The 18,584-nt window shown below is 66.9% G+C and carries 16 protein-coding genes; 4 read left to right on the top strand and 12 right to left on the bottom strand.

Annotated features, from left to right (window positions below; all coding sequences use genetic code 11):
• Window positions 1-45: 45 nt before the first annotated feature.
• Together N7590_RS01845 and N7590_RS01840 are read right to left on the bottom strand one after the other, a co-directional pair.
• The gene (locus N7590_RS01845; RefSeq protein ID WP_164240417.1) at window positions 46-1,500 is read right to left on the bottom strand and encodes an amidohydrolase family protein; all 1,455 of its coding nucleotides are present in this window, start codon (window positions 1,498-1,500) and stop codon (window positions 46-48) included.
• Between the two features lie 50 nt (window positions 1,501-1,550).
• A complete protein-coding gene (locus N7590_RS01840) occupies window positions 1,551-2,249 on the bottom strand; it encodes an ankyrin repeat domain-containing protein (protein WP_053450013.1) in 699 nt (232 codons plus the stop codon).
• A 121-nt stretch (window positions 2,250-2,370) separates the two neighbouring features.
• Between N7590_RS01840 and N7590_RS01835 the strand changes: the two genes are divergently transcribed.
• Window positions 2,371-3,252, top strand: coding sequence for a LysR substrate-binding domain-containing protein (locus N7590_RS01835; protein ID WP_164240419.1), 882 nt, complete (start codon window positions 2,371-2,373; stop codon window positions 3,250-3,252).
• A 132-nt stretch (window positions 3,253-3,384) separates the two neighbouring features.
• The gene (locus tag N7590_RS01830) at window positions 3,385-3,822 is read left to right on the top strand and encodes a DUF3806 domain-containing protein (protein WP_053450015.1); all 438 of its coding nucleotides are present in this window, start codon (window positions 3,385-3,387) and stop codon (window positions 3,820-3,822) included.
• Window positions 3,823-3,866: 44 nt separating this feature from the next.
• Here N7590_RS01830 and N7590_RS01825 read toward each other — a convergent pair whose 3' ends face one another.
• On the bottom strand, window positions 3,867-5,027 hold the full coding sequence (locus tag N7590_RS01825) for an amidohydrolase family protein (protein WP_164240420.1): 1,161 nt from the start codon (window positions 5,025-5,027) through the stop codon (window positions 3,867-3,869).
• A 185-nt stretch (window positions 5,028-5,212) separates the two neighbouring features.
• On the opposite strand from N7590_RS01825, the gene N7590_RS01820 reads away from it, so the two are divergent.
• Window positions 5,213-5,857 carry a hypothetical protein gene (locus tag N7590_RS01820; RefSeq protein WP_164240422.1) on the top strand — a complete coding sequence of 215 codons (645 nt, stop codon included), beginning with the start codon at window positions 5,213-5,215 and terminating at the stop codon, window positions 5,855-5,857.
• A gap of 82 nt (window positions 5,858-5,939) precedes the next feature.
• On the opposite strand, the gene N7590_RS01815 is transcribed toward N7590_RS01820, so the two are convergent.
• On the bottom strand, window positions 5,940-8,666 hold the full coding sequence (locus tag N7590_RS01815; protein ID WP_164240424.1) for a TonB-dependent receptor: 2,727 nt from the start codon (window positions 8,664-8,666) through the stop codon (window positions 5,940-5,942).
• Between the two features lie 211 nt (window positions 8,667-8,877).
• On the opposite strand from N7590_RS01815, the gene N7590_RS01810 reads away from it, so the two are divergent.
• Window positions 8,878-9,477: a GNAT family protein gene (locus tag N7590_RS01810; RefSeq protein ID WP_271261662.1), complete on the top strand. Its 600-nt coding sequence runs from the start codon at window positions 8,878-8,880 to the stop codon at window positions 9,475-9,477.
• Here the strand turns inward: N7590_RS01810 and N7590_RS01805 are convergent.
• The 8 genes from N7590_RS01805 to N7590_RS01770 form a co-directional block, all read right to left on the bottom strand.
• Entirely contained in the window at window positions 9,474-10,247 is a 774-nt protein-coding gene (locus N7590_RS01805) for a CDP-diacylglycerol diphosphatase (protein ID WP_164240460.1), read from the bottom strand. The two genes, N7590_RS01810 and N7590_RS01805, sit on opposite strands and share 4 nt — an antisense overlap.
• A gap of 173 nt (window positions 10,248-10,420) precedes the next feature.
• The gene (locus tag N7590_RS01800) at window positions 10,421-11,038 is read right to left on the bottom strand and encodes a decarboxylase (RefSeq protein WP_164240428.1); all 618 of its coding nucleotides are present in this window, start codon (window positions 11,036-11,038) and stop codon (window positions 10,421-10,423) included.
• A gap of 133 nt (window positions 11,039-11,171) precedes the next feature.
• Complete coding sequence (locus N7590_RS01795) at window positions 11,172-11,765, bottom strand: hypothetical protein (protein ID WP_164240430.1); 594 nt, start codon at window positions 11,763-11,765, stop codon at window positions 11,172-11,174.
• Between the two features lie 9 nt (window positions 11,766-11,774).
• Window positions 11,775-13,346 carry a DUF2235 domain-containing protein gene (locus tag N7590_RS01790; RefSeq protein ID WP_337999984.1) on the bottom strand — a complete coding sequence of 524 codons (1,572 nt, stop codon included), beginning with the start codon at window positions 13,344-13,346 and terminating at the stop codon, window positions 11,775-11,777.
• Between the two features lie 333 nt (window positions 13,347-13,679).
• Entirely contained in the window at window positions 13,680-14,183 is a 504-nt protein-coding gene (locus N7590_RS01785; protein WP_230078896.1) for a DUF3304 domain-containing protein, read from the bottom strand.
• 124 nt (window positions 14,184-14,307) lie between these two features.
• Window positions 14,308-14,787 carry a DUF3304 domain-containing protein gene (locus tag N7590_RS01780; protein ID WP_239544066.1) on the bottom strand — a complete coding sequence of 160 codons (480 nt, stop codon included), beginning with the start codon at window positions 14,785-14,787 and terminating at the stop codon, window positions 14,308-14,310.
• Window positions 14,778-15,656, bottom strand: coding sequence for a DUF4123 domain-containing protein (locus N7590_RS01775; protein ID WP_164240432.1), 879 nt, complete (start codon window positions 15,654-15,656; stop codon window positions 14,778-14,780). Before N7590_RS01775 ends, N7590_RS01780 begins: the two co-directional genes overlap by 10 nt.
• Window positions 15,656-18,439 (bottom strand): type VI secretion system Vgr family protein, encoded by a 2,784-nt coding sequence (locus tag N7590_RS01770; RefSeq protein WP_239544071.1) that lies wholly within the window; start codon window positions 18,437-18,439, stop codon window positions 15,656-15,658. Before N7590_RS01770 ends, N7590_RS01775 begins: the two co-directional genes overlap by 1 nt.
• Window positions 18,440-18,584: the final 145 nt, after the last annotated feature.

The raw sequence follows: 18,584 nt of genomic DNA, 5'->3' as shown, positions 1-18,584 counted from the left end.
GTTCCCGTGCCGGAAGCAAGGGGCTCATCCTTGCATGGCGCAGGTCTACTGCTTGGCTGCCTCGGCATTCCAGGCGGCAACCTTGGCCCGGGTCTCGGCCAGCATCCTGTCCAGCGCCGCACGGTCATACACGTTGCCACGCAGGATCACGCTGTCGATCTTTTCGGTAGCGGCGATGTCCTGCAATGGATTGGCGGTCAGCAGCACCAGGTCGGCGGCCTTGCCGGTGTCCACGCCACCGTAGCGATCGATCTGGCCGAACCAGGCCGGGCCGGAACGGGTCGCTGCCGACAACGCCTGCGGTGCACTCAGGCCCTCCTTCACGAACAGCTGCAGTTCCTGGTGCAGCGCAATGCCCGGGAAGTTGTACGAGTTCAGGAAACCCGCATCGGTGCCGGCGATGATCGTCACGCCCGCCTCCTGCAGCAGCGGCAGCACTGCGGCCACCTGGTGGTACTGCGCGTGGCGCGCTTCGATCTGCGCGGGCGCGGCCTTCGCGGCGCGGTCCACGCGCCACTGGTAGGTCGCGCGCAGGCCCGGGCCGATGTAGGCCAGGTACGGGTCGTTGGCGTGGTCATCCTGGTCGAGGAAGTCGAGGATGCGGCCACCGTTGAGGGTCGGGGTCACGAACACGCCACGCCTGGCGAAATCGCGGTAGGCGCGCATCGCGGTATCGCGGTCGAAGCTGGCGTCGAGCCGCCGGTTGGCTTCCGCGCGGTCGATGCGGCCGGCGGCGAAGTCGGCTGCGATCTGCGCCTCGTCCTTGCTGCCGGCCTTGAACGCATAGTCCAGGTGCTCGATCGAAGCCAGCCCGGCATCGACGGCCTGCTCCACGGTCAGCGCCATCGGGATATGGCCGGACGCCTTGAAACCCGCCTTGCGTGCGGCACTGGCCGAGTACAGGAACAGCTCCGGCTTCAGCGTACTGTCGGTGATCTTCACGAAATCGACCTTGTCCTGCTGCAGGCGGGCGATCGCCCGATCGACGTCCGCCTCGCTGCCCACTTCGATCGTGCCCTTCCAGACCGGCTTGATGCCTTCGATCTTCGCGCCCGAACTGAGCAGGCGCGGCCCGAAAAGGGTGCCCTTGGCGATCTCGCCACGCCACTGCAGCACCTGCTCGGGCAGGTCGCCGGAGCAGTCACGCACGGTGGTGATGCCGTGCGCGATGTACAGCGGCAGCAGCGCCTTGTTTTCTTCGATCAGCGCCGGGCCGCCGCCGAAGTGCACGTGCATGTCCCACAGGCCCGGGATCAGGTACTTGCCCTTGGCATCGATCTGGCGGGTGGTCTTCCACTGGCTGCGCAGCTGCGCGTCCGGACCAACGGCAACGATGTCCTCGCCGCGGATCACCACGCTCTGCCCAGGCAGCGTGCTGGCATGTTCGACATCCACCACGGTGGCATTGCGGATCAGCAGGTCGGCACGCTCGGCGGCCGCGGCCGACAGCGGCGCCACCGCAACAAGGACGGCAAGAGACAGCGAATGGAAACGGAACATGGACAGCATCCTGATGGGCACGCCCAGCGTGCGGGTGGAAGGGTCGGGCCTCAGCGCACCGCGCCGTACTGGCGCAGCAGTGCTTCGATGTCGGTGTAGCCGCGTTGCCGTGCATGGGCCAGTGGTGTCACGCCATCGCCGTCAGCCCGTTCGGGATCGGCACCGGCATCGAGCAGCAGCTGCACGATCTGCACATGACGCGGACCTCCATCGCCGAGCAGGATCGCTTCCAGCAATGCGGTCCAGTGCAGGCGGTTGACATGATCCACCGCAACGCCCGCGCGCAGCAGCGTGCGCACGGTGGCGACGTGGCCGCGCTCGGCGGCCGGAATCAGCGCGGTACCGCCATAGCGGTTGGTGCTGTGCAGATCAGCGCCGTGCGCCAGCGTCATCGCCAGGATTTCGTCCAGGCCACGCGCACCGGCGTACAGGTAGGCACTGTCCTGCAACGCATCCTTGGCATTGACGTCGGCACCGGCCTCGATCAGCTCGCGCGCGGCATCCACGTTGTTGCCATGCGTGGCCAGCAGCAGCGCGGTACGACCCTGGCCGTCGCGAGCGTCGAGATCGGCGCCCTCTTCCAGCGCCGCGCGCACCGCCTCGCTGTCGCCGCGGGCGGCCGCGTCGCGCAGGCGCGCATCGGGCGAGCCCGCGGTGGCCGAACATGCAGGAATGGCCATCGCCAGCAGGCACAGCAGCAGCAGGCGCCCCAGCGGAGCGGGCCAGCGACGGCAACGATGGATACGCATCTTCGTTTCTCCTGTTCGGCGGGTCCTGCGGGCGCTGCCGGCACAACCGCAGCGCCATGCTTGCCGCCCCCTTTCCTGCATGGTAGAAGTCGCCACTTGCATCCAGAAGTGAAATGTTCAAATGCCAGACAGTGCCAAATCGAATAGAACCCTGTTCGAACTGGACCTGCTGCGGGCGCTGGCGATGGTGGCCGACTGTGGCAGTTTCACCACCGCCGCCACGCGACTGCATTCGACCCAGTCCACGGTCAGCCAGAAGGTGCGCCGCCTGGAGGAACTGGCCGGGCACCGCCTGCTCGAACGGGGCCACCGCGACGTGCATCCCACTGATGCCGGCCACACCCTGCTCGGCTATGCGCGGCGCATGCTCGACCTGAACGAGGAAATGGCGCAGGCACTGGCCGGTGCCACGGTGGAGACCGCCGTACGCATCGGCGTGCCCGAGGACTTCGTCAACGCGCAGACCACGCGGATGCTGGCGGCCTTCAGCCGTCGCCATCCGCAGGTGAAGCTGGAGATCAGCAGCGGACTGAGCCGCGACCTGGCGCACGGATTCGACCATGGCGAGCTGGACCTGGTGCTGGTCAAACAGCGTCGCAACACGCGTCAGGCCGTGCACTGCCGGCGTGAGCCGATGCATTGGATCGACAGCCTGCGCAGCAGCTGCCTGCAGCTGGATCCGCTGCCGCTGGTCACCTTCCCGCCGCGCGGGCTGTATCGCGACGAGATGATCCACGCCGTGGAAGCGCTGGGCCTGCGCTGGCGCATCGCCTTCACCAGCTCGTCGCTCAGCGGCATCCAGGGCGCGGTGGCCGATGGCATCGGCATCAGCCTGCTGCCCCGACGCGCGGTCATGCGTGAACACCGCATCATCGATGGTGAGCGCGACCTGCCGGTGATCGACAACTACGAGATCGGCCTGCTGCATCGCGCCGATGCCGATGACGCCGTGCGCGCGCTGGCCAGCGAGTTGTGGCGGCAGGTGCAGCGCGAACCGGATTGAGCAGCGTAGATCCGCGCCATGTGTGGATGCGTTTCGCGCATCAGACATCGATATCTGAACAATCCTGCCGCGCCTGGGCGTCACATCGCCAGATACAGTGCCCACTGTTTCCGTGCTCCGCGGCGCCTCGCCATGTCCGACGAAATTCCCGCCCGCTTCGATCCCCTGCCCGCTGCCCTGCAGACCCATCTGCAACACCAGCGGTCGTTGATCGCTGCACGCGTGGCGGCCGGTTTCCCCAGCCTGCCGGTGCAATGGCCACTGCCAGCCAGCACGCTGCAGCGTGTGGTCGACGCCGAACTGATCGACCGTGACGACGGCGACGGCTGGGAGGCCCTTGGCGTGGCGTTCGGCGACACCCTGGCCCAGCGCGTGCCAGGCCTGGCGTGGATGCAGGTCACCGACGCCTGGGGCATCGATGCGGTGCTGCGCTATGCCGACAGCAGCCTGCAGATCGGTGCCAGTACGCTGCTGCTCAAGCGCGTCGAGCAGGGCGAGGTGATCGACATTGCCCACCTGCTGGCGTGGCTGGAGGAGTTCGTCGCGACCCGCGCCGACGATTACGTGTGAGCCGCGCGCCGGATTCGATCGCATCACCCACGCATGGCGTGGATCTACAGCCAGCGGCCGTCCACCACCACGCGGCGTTGCACTGGCACTGCAGCCACCGCCGCCGGGCCATGGTCGGCACGCACCGCGACGAAGGTGGCCGGGAGGCCCTCCGCAAGGCCGTACTGTGGCAGTCCGATCACCTGAGCGGCATGGGTGGTGACCATGTCCAGCGCCAGCATCAGGTCGGCATCGGTGTAGAAGCCGGAGCGGTAGCCCAGCAGCATCGCCCGCTGCAGCAGGTCGCCATTGCCGTACGGCCACCAGCAGTCGCGGATGTTGTCGTTGCCGGCGAACACGCGCACGCCGGCGTCATGTAGCGCACGCAATGGCGGGAACGGGTGGTCGCCCGGTGCATTGCTCATGATGGCTACGCCGGCCGTGGCCAGCGCCTCGCCAACCTGCAGCGCGCGCGCCAGCGGCACTTCACCCAACGAATAGGCATGGCTGACCGCCACCCGGCCCTGCAATCCGGCCGCCCGGGTCCGCGCAGCGATGCGCAGCAGCTGTGCCAGCCCGGTCTCGCCGGGTTCGTGCAGATGGATGTCCAGCCGCACGCCATAGCGCTCGGCCAGGCCGAACAACAGCGCCAGCTGGCCTTCGGCATCGCCGTCGAGGGTGGTCGGGTCGATGCCGCCCAGTACCTCCACGCCCGCGGCAATGGCCTGCTCCAGCACTGCGGCGGTGCCTGGGCAGGACATCACCCCGGCCTGCGGGAACGCCACCAGCTGGATGCGCACGATGTCGGCACAGCGCAGCGCCGCCTCGCGCACCGCGTCCAGATGGCGCAGCCCGGTACTGCCATCGATGTCGACGTGGCAGCGCATCGCCACCGTGCCGAAGCCGCTGCACTGGCGGATCAGCGCCTCGGCCCGGTCGACCATCGGTGCCGCGCCCGCCACCGCCGCCTTCTCCACCGCCAGGCGCTCACGCAGGCTGTTCACCGGTTGGTGCGGATGCCAGCGATCACCCACGAAGCTCTTGTCCAGGTGGATATGGCCGTCCACCAGGCCTGGCAGGACGGCAAAGCCGCTCAGATCGACGCTTTCCGCACCTTCGCGCGGCGTGCCTTCTGCGTTCAGGCCGCTGATGCGTCCGTTGCGGATGTGGAAATGCAACGGTGCACCGTCGCGATCCACGCCGCCATGGACGAACTGAAGCGTCATCGGAAACTCCCGCAAAGCCAGGTCATGGCGCCATCCTGCGCCCCCGGCACCCCCATCGGCCAACGAAATATCTGGATGCCATGCATTCATCAGAACGATGAATGCCGCAACGACGGCCGGCCGCTGCCACGCCGTGCACACGCCTGAACGGGTACCATAGGCACCTGTTTCCGCTGTGATGCCGCATGGGCCCGTCCGACCGCCACGATCGTCTCCGCCGCTGGCAGGCCGCGTCCCTGCTTGCCGCCGCCCCGATCGCCAGCCTGTCCGCCACTGATGCCGCCGCCACTGCACCGCTGCAGGCACCGCCTGGACAGCAGCGCATCGCGCCGGCTGCGCTGGTCGAACGGCTGCACCAGCGCGTGCTGTCCGGGCAGAGCGCTACCGCCACCCTGGAGCACTGGTGCGCCGAGCATGGCCTGGCCGAGCAGGCACGGGTGCGTGCGGTGCGCGTGCGCGGCCAGGACAAGCCGGCACCGGCCGACGTGTTGCAGGCGCTGGGCGCGGCGCAATCCGGTACCGCCCTGCGCTACCGCCGCGTGCAGCTGGTCTGTGGCACCCGCGTGTTGTCCGAGGCCGACAACTGGTACCTGCCCGGCCACCTCAGCCCGGCCATGAACGACGTGCTGGACAGCACCGACGAGCCCTTCGGGCGCGTGGTCGGCCCGCTCGGCTTCCAGCGCCAGACCCTGGCCGACCAGACCTTCTGGCCGCCGCGCGGCGAAGGCGATCATGGCGTGATCCTGGAAGTGCGCGCCCTGTTGCGCGACCGCCAGCAGCAGCCTTTCAGCTATGTCATCGAGTCGTACCTGCAGCAGGCGCTGCCCTGAACCGACGGCGGGCGCAGCGGCACCGCACAATGAGCCAAAAGCAGAAGGCCCGGCAATGCCGGGCCTTTCGCTTGCAGCGGGATCAGCGGAACCGGTAGTCCAGCTGCAACCAGTACTGGCGGCCATACGGGTCGTAGTTGCCGACCGGATAGAACGGCCAGCCGCCTCCGTTCCTGTCTGCCGGCGGGCGGCTGTCGCGCAGGTTGTTGACGATCACGCCCACCGACAGGTTGTCACCAAACTGGCGGAACACGCTGGCGTTGTAGGTCATGTACGGACCCATGCGGCCACTGCCATCACTCTTTGGCAGCGAGCCGAAACGGTTGCCATACAGCGTGGTGGTCCAGTCACCCTGGTTCCAGGTGATGCTGCCGTTGGCCTTGCTGCGCCACTGGTAGTCATCCAGCGAATTGCGGATGTCGCGCTCCGGGTCGTCGGAGAACTGCCGGTATGTGTGCTCCAGCACCACGGTGTAGGCCAGGCGCGTGGTGAAGCGGCCATAGCGGCCCGCATCGAAACGCCAGTTGCCCTTCAGGTCCAGGCCGCGCACCGATTCGGACGCCGCGTTGATCGGGTTGATCAGCACGCGGGTCACCTGGTCCGGTTGCACGGTGGCGTTGGAGGGGTTGCGGATCACCCGCGACAGCGCGTCCTGGCACAACGGTGAGCCGATATCACGCGCCTCTCCGCCCAGCGTGCGGCCCAGGCGGCAATCGGCCTCGTCGCGCAGGATGCGGCTGGTGTCGAGGCTGGTCACCTCGTTGTCGATGCGGATGTCGTAGTAGTCAGCGCTGAAATCCAGCCCGGCCAGCGGCGACCAGACCACGCCGAAGCCATAGGATTTGGCGGTTTCCGGCTGCAGCTGCGCATTCGCGCGGTTGCTGTAGTCAATCGACAGGCCGTTGTAGTCGCAGTTGTCATACGACTGGCCTGCGGTGCGGCAACGCCAGTAGTCGGTCATGCCCGGGTTGTAGCCACGGGTCTCGGTGGCGAACACGTAGTTCATGTCCGGCGCGCGGAAGCTGGTCGCAGCGGTACCACGGATCAGCAGGCTCTCGATCGGGCGGAACTCCACGCCGAAGCTCCAGGTGGCCTTGCCGAGGTGCTCGCCGCCGGCACGGTACTGGTCGTAGCGACCGGCCAGGGTGGTGGTCAGCGACTTCAGCAACGGCAGTTGCAGTTCAACACCCGCCGCATAGCGGTCGCGCTCGCCCCCGGCACCGATGCCGGCGCTGGTATTCCAGAACTCTCCACTCCCCAGCCGCGGATCAGGGCGGTTGCGGTAACCCTGGCTGCCAGCCTCGACCACCGCCGCCAGCGCGGCATCACCGCCGGGCAGCTCGAACAGGCGGCCGTTGATGCTGGCGCTGAAGGTCTGCAGCCACGCCGCATTGCGGCTTTCCTGGTAATCGGACAGCCCCGCGTACTCGTTCGGCGTCAGCGGCTTGAACAGGCGTGCCGGGTCCGGTGCATAGACCTCCACGCCATCGCGCACGCCCAGCTTCGGGCCGAGCAGGTATTCGTTGATGCCGGCCAGCAGTACCGGGCGACGGGTACGGTTCTCGTAGCGGGAACGGCTGTAGACCGCTTCATAGTCCCAGTCGCTGTCGCCGATCCGGCCTCGCGCGCCGACGTTGAACGACCACGAGTTTTCCAGGAAGCGGTTGGCGTTGCGCGGCAGGCCACCAATCTCTTCCGGTGCGAAGCGACGGTACCAGCTCTCCAGGTTGCCGGTGGTCTGGTTGTAGAAATAGTTGCGGGCCGACGTCCAGGTGGGCGCGCGGGTGTTGTTGGTGATGCGTGCGCTGCCCACGGCCAGATCGGCGAACAGGTCGGTGGTCTCGTTGACGTGGAAGGTCAGCAGGCCATATCCATTGAGGTTGCGCTTCTCGGTCTGCACGGTCCAGTAACTGGCGGCAGCCTCGTTGCTGCCGCAGTACCAGCCCTGGCGCGGGTTGAAGGCACGGAACACACTGCCGCCGTAGATGCCCGACGCCGGGTCGCAGCCGTTCGTACCCGGGTCGATGTTGCGGCCGGTGGCGGCGTTGCGCCGGTAGGCGATGGCGGTGGCCTGCGGCGCCTTGCCGGTCGGGTCATCGTCCAGCGAATCCATGAAGTCGCGCTGGCGCGCGTGGATCGCCTTGCGCACATCGAACTCGAAGCCGAACAGGCCGTCCCAGCGCTCACCGGAACCGCCGCCGACCACCTGCACGCGCTGGTTGTCGCCACCGCCCTGCTGGGTACCGCCAGCGCGCACGTTGACGTCCACGCCCTCGAAGTGGTCCTTGAGGATGATGTTGACGACGCCGGCGATGGCATCGGAGCCGTACACCGCCGATGCACCGGCAGCCAGCACCTCGATGCGCTCGATCAGCGCGCTCGGAATGTTGGCCAGGTTGACCACGTTCACCGAACCTTCGTAGGCCAGTGGGTAGTCGGACTGGCGTCGGCCGTTGACCAGTACCAGCGTGCGGTTTGGGCCCAGCCCCCGCAGATTGATGGTGTTGGCGGCCGGGGTGAACGTATTGCCGAAGTCCTCGCCCTGCACGTTGCCGGTGTTCTCGGTCAGGGCACTCAATGCATCGAAGGCATTGCGGTAGCCCTGTGCATCGATCTGCTCACGGCTGATCACCGTCACCGGCGACGGCCCCTCGACGCTGGCGCGGGGAATGCGCGAGCCGGTGACCTTCACTTCCTGTAGCTGGGTGGGTGCGCTTTCCTGCGCGAAGGCCGGCGACGAGACCAGCATCAGGGACGACAGCGCAAGCACCAGCGGACGCGGGCGCAGCGCCTTGTGAGAGGCGGACATGGGCTTCCTGGAGGAGTGGGTGGTGGCACGGGCGGCGGCCATCGGCACATAACGTTCCCGTAACGAAAGTGTCCTGAATGGGCAGTTTCAACGGAAATGACCAGCCCTGATGGACTTATGCCTGAACCGAATCAGACCTGCCGCGGCAGCGATCACGCTTTTGCAACGATTTGAATGGTCTGCCGCTGCGGGCCTCGCCATCGTTGCGGGGATGATCAGCCCATATCCGACCCCCGCCCTCCCCCCGCTACGCCCGGTGCTGCGCCGCCATCTGCTGCAGCTGCAGGTGGCGCCGATCACCCTGCGCCCGTTCCAGCGCACCGATCTGCCGCGCTGGCGCCTGTTCGACGACCGTCGGCAGCGCGGCCGCCACCCCCCGTCCGGCATCGACGAGGAAGCACGCTTCCTCGCCCATATGCATCGCTCACGCCTGGAGCAGGACAACGACCAGCTGATGCTGGGCGTCTTCGATGACGAACACGGCACGGTGCTGGACCAGCTGCACATCCGCCTGCAATCGCAGGAGGCGCGCTGCGTCGAGCTGCTGTCGCTGCAGCACGGGCATCCGCATGTCGACGCCATGCTGCAGGCACTGTGCCCGTTCCTGTTCGACGGCGTCGGCCTGCATCGCCTGTTCGTGATGCTGCCCCCGGACGGCAACACGCCGTTCGCCAACGCGCTGCACGCCTTCGGTTTCAACCTGGAAGGCCTGCTGCGCGACCATCACCTGGACATGGACGGCTGGCAGGATCGCCAGCTGTGGGCACTGACCGCGCCGACGTGGCGCAGCGGCCTGCAGGTGGCGGACTAGCGCACCCGTTCCAGCACATCGCCGGCACCGGTCAGCACCGAGCAGGCGTGGTCCTGCAACTCTTCTCCGCTGGCCTCGTTGCCGGTTTCCGCGTCCACACGGGTGGCCAGCAGGATGAAGCCCGGGCCACCCTGCACCCGGTCACTCCCCGCCACCACCAGACTCCACTGGCCCACGTCGTCCACGCCTGCCAGGCCATAGGCCAGCAGGTTGAGCGGATTGGCGGTCAGCTCCGCGCCCGGCAGCAGGCGTGCCTGGTAGCGATGTCCACGCAGCAGCACCGGCAGTGGCGCCCACTCGGTGCCCAGCGCAGCCGCCTGCGCATCGAGGGCCTGCAGCACGTCTGCACGCAGGCAGTCGATGTGGATATGCAGCTGGTGCTGCGAGCGCCCATGCGGTGAATTCAGCGCCAGGCTGGCCACGCTGCGCGGCAGCGGCCGGCCCAGGGCACGTTCGGTATGGCCGCGGGCCTTCCAGGCGGCAGCGAAGTAGTTCGGTGCGCCGCGCCGGTACAGGCTGCGGTTCTCGATGCCACTCAGCTTGTCCAGCGGCATCAGCAGGAACTGGTAGTCGCCGTGCGCATCCTTGACCAGCACATCGCGCCGATCCACTGCCGCCTCCACCTGCAGGCAGTCGCCACGCGGGCCTTCTGCCCCGCGGCAGTCACGCTCGATCAACCGCCACAACGCATCGGAGTGGGCCGGCGGTGGCGGAGCGCTGGCACAACCAGCCAGCGCGGACAGGGACAACAGCAGCAACAGGCGGGGCACGGCACTCACGTCAATGGCTCGGCCAACGGCCGCGGCCCGTAGTGTAGCCGCCCTCCCAGCCACGCACCGCGCCGGCGGCATGGAAGCTTTCCTTTGCCCTGCCCGGGGCATGCGGGGTCGCGCCGAATCGCTTGCATGGCGGTCCCGCCGTTCCGCCGGATCAATGTCCTGGGTCAGTAGGTGCCGTACGACACTTCCACCACCACCGGCTTGCCCGCGTCCTGGGCCGGCTGCAGGGTGAAGCGGTCCAGCGCGCTGCTGTCATCGCCCAGCGGCGTGCTGCGGAACTGCAGGCGGTAGGTCGACCCGGCCTGCACGCTGCCATCGGGCAGCAGCCGTGCGTTGGCCGGAACGAGCAGCCCACCCAGATCGCTGTAGGCTTCGGGCGCATCACTGAAGCCGTAGTCGACCAGATCATCGGTACGCCGCATCTCGTAGACCCGGGTCGGCCACGGCCGCGCCGTACTGCGGCCGTTGCGCAGATCGGTCACCCACTGTTCGGGCAGCTGGTAGACCTTGCGCAGCGCCGTATCGTCCAGTTCGGCGCTGGCCACCTGCAGGCAACACACCAGCCGCTTGCTCTCGCGGTCGTAGATCGCGAAACGGGCGTCACGGCTCGCCGGCGCCGGCAGCAGCGCGAACGGCACCTCCCGCAGCGCCGGCTCGGCGCCATCGCGCGAGCCCAGGTTGCGCCAGCCACCGAAGGTCGGCTCGGCCGCCTGTGCCACCGGGACGGCCAGGCAAAGCGCCACCATCAGCGCGCCGGCCGTGGGTGCGATCCAGTTGTGCATGTTGTTCATCCGTCGATGGCACCAGGCCAATCAGTTTCGTGAGGATGCCATGAAGATGCAGCGGCTGCCATGTGGGGACGGGCAAGGACGCGGCGGCGCGGGTTCCGGCCAGGCAACGAAGCAGGCCTGCCCGCTAATAGGTTCCGAAAGGCACCTCGACCCTCAGGGCTGCACCGCCCCTGGCCGGTTTCAAGGTGTAGGTGTGTACGCCACCGTCGCCATCGGCCAGCGAGGTTTCATCCCGCTGCACCGTATAGCGCTCCCCGGCAATCTCCAGCGCATCTGGCCCCACCACCCGCGCATCTGGCGGCAGCAACAGGCCACCCGCTGCGTCGCCCTCTTCCTTGAAGGTATGGCTGCCCATCGCATCCTGGACCTTCAGCAGCTGGACATGCGGACGATAGGGTGCGGCATCCAGATTCCAGCCATTGGTCAGATCGGTCACCCACGGCCCCGGGATGTGCAAGCGGTCCTGGAGCTCGCTTTCACTCACCTCGGCGCCTTGCACCGACAGGCAACACACCACCTTGCCTGCCCTGGCGTCGTAGATCGCCCAGCGACTTCCCACCGGTGCAGCATGGGGAAGCATGGAGAAATGGAAGTGCCGCGCGTAATCACTGTCGGAGACCCGGCGCCACCCGCCCACGTCGCGCGGCTGCGCATGGCAACTCGCCGAAAGCAGTACGCCTGCTGCCGCAAGCGCCGCTCGACTCACGAACCCGGCCATCTTCACCGGTCAGCCGCCCATTGCGGTTCCCAGCTGCTGGAACGCGCCGCCGATGGAGGGGATATTCGCGGGCGGCAGCGTGGCGGGATCGCGGCACTCCTGCGCCCTCCTGCCGGCGACGCTGAAGACCTCGCGATAGCGCAGGTAGCCGTAGGTATTGAGGCGCGGAATGTTCAGCTCCGTCCACTTCATCATGTAGAAGCCAGCCAGCGAATCGTGCATGTAATTGTCGAACAGGTTGGTGCTGACATCAGGCACCGGCGTAGCGTTGAGCACCAGGTCCAGCAGGGTGCTGGTTTCGGCGGGAATGCCTGCGTAGGTGTAGGCCGCAGCGGACGCTCGTGGAGTTGGCTCGAACACCGGACGTCCGGCCTTGCGTCCGGCGTCCATGCGTTTCTGGCTTTCATCCAGCTGGCGGCGGTAAGCCGCCATGTCGCTCTTGCCTTGGGCCAGCTCGGTGACCAGATTGGCAAAGTCGCGCTGCGCGTTGGCCAGATCCACCTGATCCTCTGCATCGGACTGCTTGAAGAACGGCTGCTGTAGCAAGCTCTGCGGGCCGTTGGGCAGGCGCTTGCCCTTCCAGGCCACGTACTGCCGACAATGACCGGTGATCTGCTGTGTGTGCGCGCCTGCAGGTACCCCATGGCCGGTCAGCCAGGCGTTGTAATCGCGGATCAGCTGTGGGTGGCAGCCGAAATGCGTGGCATAGGCCGGGTCCTCGTTGAGTTCGGTGATCGTCTCCATCATGACACCCGCCTTGATGGCTTCGTGATGCATGTCGATCAACGGAATCTGTGACAGCTTGGCCTTGCCGTTCGCTGCGCCCGACACGAAATCCTTGCCCTGGCCGCCGGGCGAGTAGCCACCGCCGACATCGGAATGCATGCCGGGATAAAGCACTTCCTTCCCGCTGGTCGCCAGATCCAGCGGGAAGTTGATGCGCTGCTCATGCAGGGCAGCGAAATGCACGCATTGCCGGGCTTCGGGGTGAATGCTCATCATGTCACCGGCGGCCCAGTCCCATTTGCCCTTGGATACCCGGCTCATGGCAGCAACGCCCACCGATGCTACGGTGTCGAAGATACCCATGAAATTTAGGTAGAGCGGAACACCGGCGATGTTGTAGCCACAGCCGCTGCCCCAGGCCTCGGCGGTTTCATACAGCCGATGCACGAACGCCCGCGCCTGTGCGGCACCGCGCGAGAAACCGAAAACGGACACGTGCACAGAGGTGACGCGACGCTGGTGGCTTTTCACCACGCGCTCGAGGCGTTGCGCGATTCCGGTCAGCATGGCGCGGCGCGTCATACCTTCCAGCAGGCGCGTCTCGCTCATCGAACCGACCAGGATCTTGGCTTCAGCCGGCGTGATCAGATCATTGGATTTGAGGTACTGATGCACCGAGTTGATGACTTGCAGGATCGCCCAATGGATGCGATCGGCACCGTATCGTGCAGCCCCTCCTCCCAGCGTGTCGCCATCCTGGTTGGTATCGCCGACCTCGGAAAATGGCGTCCCCACGCCGGGAACATAGACGCTGAAGAAGCCGTTCTCCGGCTCGGCCAGGTTGGCGTCGTACAAGCGTGCCACGTTGCTGTGGCCGTTGCGTGCAAGCTGGGTGCGGGTGGCGCGTGTCTTGCCGGTGACGAAGGTCCCTTCCCACTCACGGTTGTTGCCGGTGCCATCGAAGTAGATGCTCACATGAACCTGGCCCTGGCATTGCGAACCCTTCTCGCGCAGGCACGCCATCGCCTTCGCCCGCCGCTGTGCCTCAGCGCCGCTCAGGGCCCGCTGTCCGTTGGCGGGCATGGGCTGCGCGCCAGTCGCCGTGCGTTCATTCATGTCCTTGCCTCCTTGTTCCGATGTCCGTCCCTGCCGGATTGCTTGTCCCTGTTGATCCCACCCCGCTTACCATCAGCCAGCGGGCGGGCGCCGGAGGTGCTCCCACACGGGATTTTCCCCCTCACGCAACGGCGCCTCGGGTCCCGTCAACGGATAGTCCGGGTGCCCCAGTATCAGATTGGTCACGAACACCTTGACCTGGCCATTGCGCAGGAAGTGAACAGCGAGACTGCCAACCTCGTCGTACCTGGGGATTGATACCGTCGCCTTCTGGTAGGTTTCCAGATCAGTTGTCCACTCGATCTCCACGTTCAGATCCGGAGTCCATCGGTCAGGAACAACAGCGCAGCAGACCGTGCCGCTTGCCGAGTGACGTCGAGCCGATCCTCCGCTTCCACCATTCACCTGGAACTGCGCAATGGACTGGTCGGTATGGTTGTAGCCCCGCACTCCCACAGGTGTAGAGGCGGGCTGGCCCTTGCAGGCGGCCAGTACCGGCAGCAGAAGCAGCACAACCAAGGCGGACAGCAGCGGAACACGCATAATGTGATGTGTACGCACGAATCGTGGGATCATTTCTTCTTGTCCTTGAGGGTGCAGCAGCGACCCGAGCAGCGCGTCATGGCTGTTGCCTTCTGGTTTCCAGCATCTTCATTCCCGATGCAGTTGCTGACGTCATCATTCGCGCCTGGCCCTCTGATCAGCTTTCGAGGGGGCGCCGAAGGTGCTCCCACACCGGATTCTCGCCTTCGCGCAAGGGCGCTTCAGGGCCGGTCAACGGATAATCGGGATGACCCAGCACGAGACCGGTGACAAAGACCTTGACCTGTCCGTTACGCAGGAAATGGACCGCCAGGTTTCCGGGCTGGTCGTACTTTGGAACTGCAACAGTCTTCTTCTGGAACGTTTCGAGATCCGTCGTCCATTCGATCTCCACCTTCATATCCGGTGTCCATCGATCAGGCAGCATCGCGCAGCACACCGTTCCGCCTTCCGAGTGGGAATCTGCCGACCCGCCACTGCCGCCGTTCACAAGGAACTGCGCGATGTAGGCATCGGTATGGTTGTAGCCCAGCACAGCCACCGGTGTGAAGGCTGTCCGCCCCTTGCACGCGGCCAGTACCGGCAGCAGAAGCAGTAGAACCAAGGCCGCCAGCAATTGAGTGCGCATCAAACGCATGGTTGTTCCTCTACCGGCAAGGCCGTGGGGGCATCCCACAATGGAACGCCCATCAACCAGATATCGTCAGGCAAGGCCGACGCCCAATCCGGGAACGGAGCCTCAAAGGCACTGGCTGCCTGAGAAAACCGGGTCCGCACGGCGGAATGATCCCGGCAGGCGCCTGAGGTGTACAGCGCCAGCAACAGGTACTGCACGTGATCGTCCACCTGGTCCACGCCGTGCGCGATCGTGTCCTGCATATGCTTGACGACGAACGGGTACAGCGAGCGATAAGGCACCCGCTTCATCTCATCGGGAATGACCCGGCGGAGCTGGGCGATGGCCACATCCGGTTCGCACGCATCCAGCAGGCGCGTGTACTGCTGCTGGTCCAGGCGCAATGGCGGAAGTGCAGGCAGACCGGCATCGTCCACCTCGGCCAGCGGCCATTCCTGCAGATCGCCATAGCGGTCGAAGTACTGCAGGCGCTGCACGCCCTCCAGCAACGCGGCACGCTGCGCGGGCAGCAGCAGTTCCAGCAGCGCAGGCAGGATGCGCGTGTCGTACCAGCGCAACAGCATTTCGCGACCACCCTTCTCGGGCACCTTGACCAGATGGAAGGTCCGCAGCCGCTTGGCGAGCTCGTCCAGTTCCAGCGCACTCCACAGCAGGGTCACGCCCGGCCGCTGCGTGCCCATCTGCCGGATCTCCGCATCCAGCCTGGCGTGCACGGCCGTGTCCGGCCAGGCCACCAGCAAGGGAGCGATATCCAGCAGGCTCGCCTCGGCCGTGCCCTCGAACAGCGAGCGATAGTGCGCGCCCAGGCGCTCCAGCCGCTCATGGAAATGCGGCCGCTGCGCGCTGTCGATCACCGCATAACGATTCATCACACCAGCACTCCCGGCGTGCCCTGGCGCATCGCGTCGAGAATGCAGCTCTTGCAGCTGCTGCGCGGGAACTGGGGAAGCGGATAGCCCTGTTGGGCCGGCCCAACAAATGACTTGCTGCCGGCATGCACGGTGATCGTGCCGGGGCAAGCGATGGTAATGCTGCCGCCAGCGATGGTCAGGCTGGCCCCTCCGGACGTCGCGACGTGGATCGTGTTGGCCGCGGCGAGCTCCACCGGTGCCTGCGCGCTGGCGCCACGCAGCGCACCACGCGACTGGATGCGGACCAGGTCTGCATGCGCCTGGATGTCCAGCGCTTCGCTGCCGGCCACCACGTCAAGTGCCGTCGGAGCGGCGGCTGCCCCTTCAACGACGGACGCAAGCACTCCGATTGCTTGCCCGGCATGAAGCCGCGCCTGCCCCATCGTGATCGCTTCACTGTGACTGCCACTGGCCAGCAGCAGACCTTCGCCGCTGCTCCAGTGCATGGCTTGGCCCGCCACCTGCACAACGCCCTGCGGAGCCGCCATCCCCAGGAGCGGGTCGCCCGAATGCGGCACCCTGCCCTGGCCCGCCTCGGACGCGCGCTCGGCCGCACTGCCCTTTCCTGCGCCGAAATCATCGCCACCGGTGGTGGTACGCACGCTCGCCAGCAAGCCGGGGACCGGCGACTTGTCGGCCACCATCCTGGAGCGCGCCGCGGCCTTGGCACCCTCCTGCATCGCCAACGGACTGGTTACATGCGTGCGCGCGGCCTGGGTAAAGCGCTCGCCCAGGGCCTGCAGCTGGGCCAGCAGCGCGGCGGGCTGCACCGCCTCGCCTGCAGGTGCGGTCGATCGATGGCCATAGGCGGTGAACCACACGCCCGCCGTCGCCCGTACCGCCCCCCAGGCATCGCTGCGCAGCTCGAAGCCGGTGCCGCGCACGCTGCCTACATAGTTGTCAGCCTGGTGCCGCAGGTGACCCAGCGACAGCTGCGAAACCTGCTGGCTGCTGGCCAGCTGTGCACGCAGCTGCTGGTTCGAATCGTCGAACAACAGGTGGTTGCTGCCTTCACCGCCGTCCCATTCACGCGAGCGGATACCCCAGAGTGCTCCGCCCTGCCGATGCGCCTGGTCGCCCGCGCCTGCTGCGTGCCATGCCGGCGCCTGGCCGCCACTGAGGTTGGCCTGTGCGCTGTGGCGCGCATCACCGGCCTGGCCGTAGGCAGAGACATCGCCCTCGCTGCTGGCACCAGCGGGCGTCGGCGCCACGCCGGCCTCGCCGCGCCCGTTATACAGCGCCCCCAGCACCAGCGGCCGGTCGATGTCACCGTCCAGGAAGCCGACCAGCACTTCCTGGCCGATCCGCGGCAGGAACTGGCTGCCGACGCCCGGTCCAGCGTAGCGCTGCGCCACGCGCAACCAGGCACTGTCATGAGCACCCTCGCCCTGCGCCTGCTGGAAATGGAAGCGCACGCGCACGCGGCCGTGGCTGTCGGCGTGCAGGTCCTTGCTGTCACTTCCCTGGCCGGCCACCACGACCGCCGTCTGGTACCCGGGCACCGTCGGGCGAGGATTCAGGCGGGCCCCGGTGCCATCCAGCAGCTGGGGTCGCCACGGGGTGGCGCGCGGCACCGCCTCAAATCGATTGCCATAGCCAATCGCCTCAGCCTGCTGCCACAGTGCGGCGTCTGCGCTGTCGCCGGGGGCGACGCCGAGTGCGTCGTCAAGGCTGCGACGCAGGTCGGTGGGCAGGTTGTTGATGCCGGCATGGTCGACCGCGACCAGCAGCAGCTCCGGCGGTGTACCGCCCGGGGCCTGCTGCAACCGCAGCCAGCTTCCCGACTGCAGGCCGCGCACGGTGCCGTGCCCTTGCCAGCGTCGACTGTGTGCTTCGCGCGCCTGCGCCTGCAGGCGGGCCTGGCGCGATGCGGCCGCGCCATCGCTGAAGGCATAGGCGCCCACCGCATCGAAATCCTCGCGGGTGGAGCCGTTGCCGCCGCCCTCCATCGGCGACTGGCCCGACAGTGCACGCACCTGGCGATAATCATCGCTCTGCAGGCTGACCGCCGTGCTGGCCAGGCTGCGGTGCAGGCCGATGGCCTGCACGCTGTCGCTGGTTTCAGTGGCATCGCTGCGATGGAAGCGCACGCCGGCCCCGGCGCTGGTGGCATCCTCGGGCAGCGCAACGCTGTCGGCAAAGATCTCCAGGCCATTGCCGCAGGGCGCTTCCTCGTCCCGATACAAGCGCCAGCCCAGTCCTTCCTCGGCCAGCAAGCGCTGCAGGAAGTCCAGATCGCTCTCACGGTACTGCACGCAGTAGCTGCGCACACGCTCACCCAGGAAGGCGTCGACGCCTTCGGCCCAGCGCCAGCGTGCGATGTCGGCGTGTGCGGAAAGCACCGCATCGACAATGGCGCGGATGCCTTGCTCCTGGAACACGCGGCTGTGGCGCGCATGCTGCAGCCACCAGGTCCACGACACCAGGTGCAACCGGTAACGCACCAGCCCACCGTCGCCCCCGACCCGCGCGGCGTCGGCCACCAGCCCGCTGCGCTGCCATTGCCCGCCGTCGGCGAGCTGCGTGATCAACGTTGCGCGGGTGGCAGGCAATGACCCCAGTTCGAGGCCAGCATCAGTGCAGAGCACCTCGACCTCGGTCCATGCGTGTTCGCCCAGCGCGTCACGTCCACGCCAGCGCTCCACGGTGCATCCCGTGAATGCTTCCGACTGCAGACGATACAGGCGCTGCGCATCGCCAAGACCTGCAACCTGCGTCATCAGGTAATTCAGCTGATCCATGCCATTTCCAGAGTGAAGACGCCAGATCCATGCGGAATGGCGTCGGTTTCCAGTTCCCGAATCTACCAGAACGGCGTGTTCGTCAAAATCACGGCGCGTTATTGCGCGACGAACTGCGCTTTGCGTCACATAACCGACGGAATAA

Origin of the sequence: Stenotrophomonas sp. GD04024 (genome assembly GCF_029837545.1) — a bacterium.
Lineage (GTDB): Bacteria > Pseudomonadota > Gammaproteobacteria > Xanthomonadales > Xanthomonadaceae > Stenotrophomonas > Stenotrophomonas forensis.
The sequence above is the reverse complement of the archived record's forward strand: the minus strand, read 5'-3'. Positions and strand labels throughout refer to the sequence as shown.

Coding starts and splice junctions, on each gene's coding strand:
- N7590_RS01845 (WP_164240417.1), bottom strand. CDS start 1,500: ATGTTCCGTTTCCATTCGCTGTCTCTTGCCGTCCTTGTTGCGGTGGCG.
- N7590_RS01840 (WP_053450013.1), bottom strand. CDS start 2,249: ATGCGTATCCATCGTTGCCGTCGCTGGCCCGCTCCGCTGGGGCGCCTG.
- N7590_RS01835 (WP_164240419.1), top strand. CDS start 2,371: ATGCCAGACAGTGCCAAATCGAATAGAACCCTGTTCGAACTGGACCTG.
- N7590_RS01830 (WP_053450015.1), top strand. CDS start 3,385: ATGTCCGACGAAATTCCCGCCCGCTTCGATCCCCTGCCCGCTGCCCTG.
- N7590_RS01825 (WP_164240420.1), bottom strand. CDS start 5,027: ATGACGCTTCAGTTCGTCCATGGCGGCGTGGATCGCGACGGTGCACCG.
- N7590_RS01820 (WP_164240422.1), top strand. CDS start 5,213: ATGGGCCCGTCCGACCGCCACGATCGTCTCCGCCGCTGGCAGGCCGCG.
- N7590_RS01815 (WP_164240424.1), bottom strand. CDS start 8,666: ATGTCCGCCTCTCACAAGGCGCTGCGCCCGCGTCCGCTGGTGCTTGCG.
- N7590_RS01810 (WP_271261662.1), top strand. CDS start 8,878: ATGATCAGCCCATATCCGACCCCCGCCCTCCCCCCGCTACGCCCGGTG.
- N7590_RS01800 (WP_164240428.1), bottom strand. CDS start 11,038: ATGCACAACTGGATCGCACCCACGGCCGGCGCGCTGATGGTGGCGCTT.
- N7590_RS01795 (WP_164240430.1), bottom strand. CDS start 11,765: ATGGCCGGGTTCGTGAGTCGAGCGGCGCTTGCGGCAGCAGGCGTACTG.
- N7590_RS01785 (WP_230078896.1), bottom strand. CDS start 14,183: ATGATCCCACGATTCGTGCGTACACATCACATTATGCGTGTTCCGCTG.
- N7590_RS01780 (WP_239544066.1), bottom strand. CDS start 14,787: ATGCGTTTGATGCGCACTCAATTGCTGGCGGCCTTGGTTCTACTGCTT.
- N7590_RS01775 (WP_164240432.1), bottom strand. CDS start 15,656: ATGAATCGTTATGCGGTGATCGACAGCGCGCAGCGGCCGCATTTCCAT.
- N7590_RS01770 (WP_239544071.1), bottom strand. CDS start 18,439: ATGGATCAGCTGAATTACCTGATGACGCAGGTTGCAGGTCTTGGCGAT.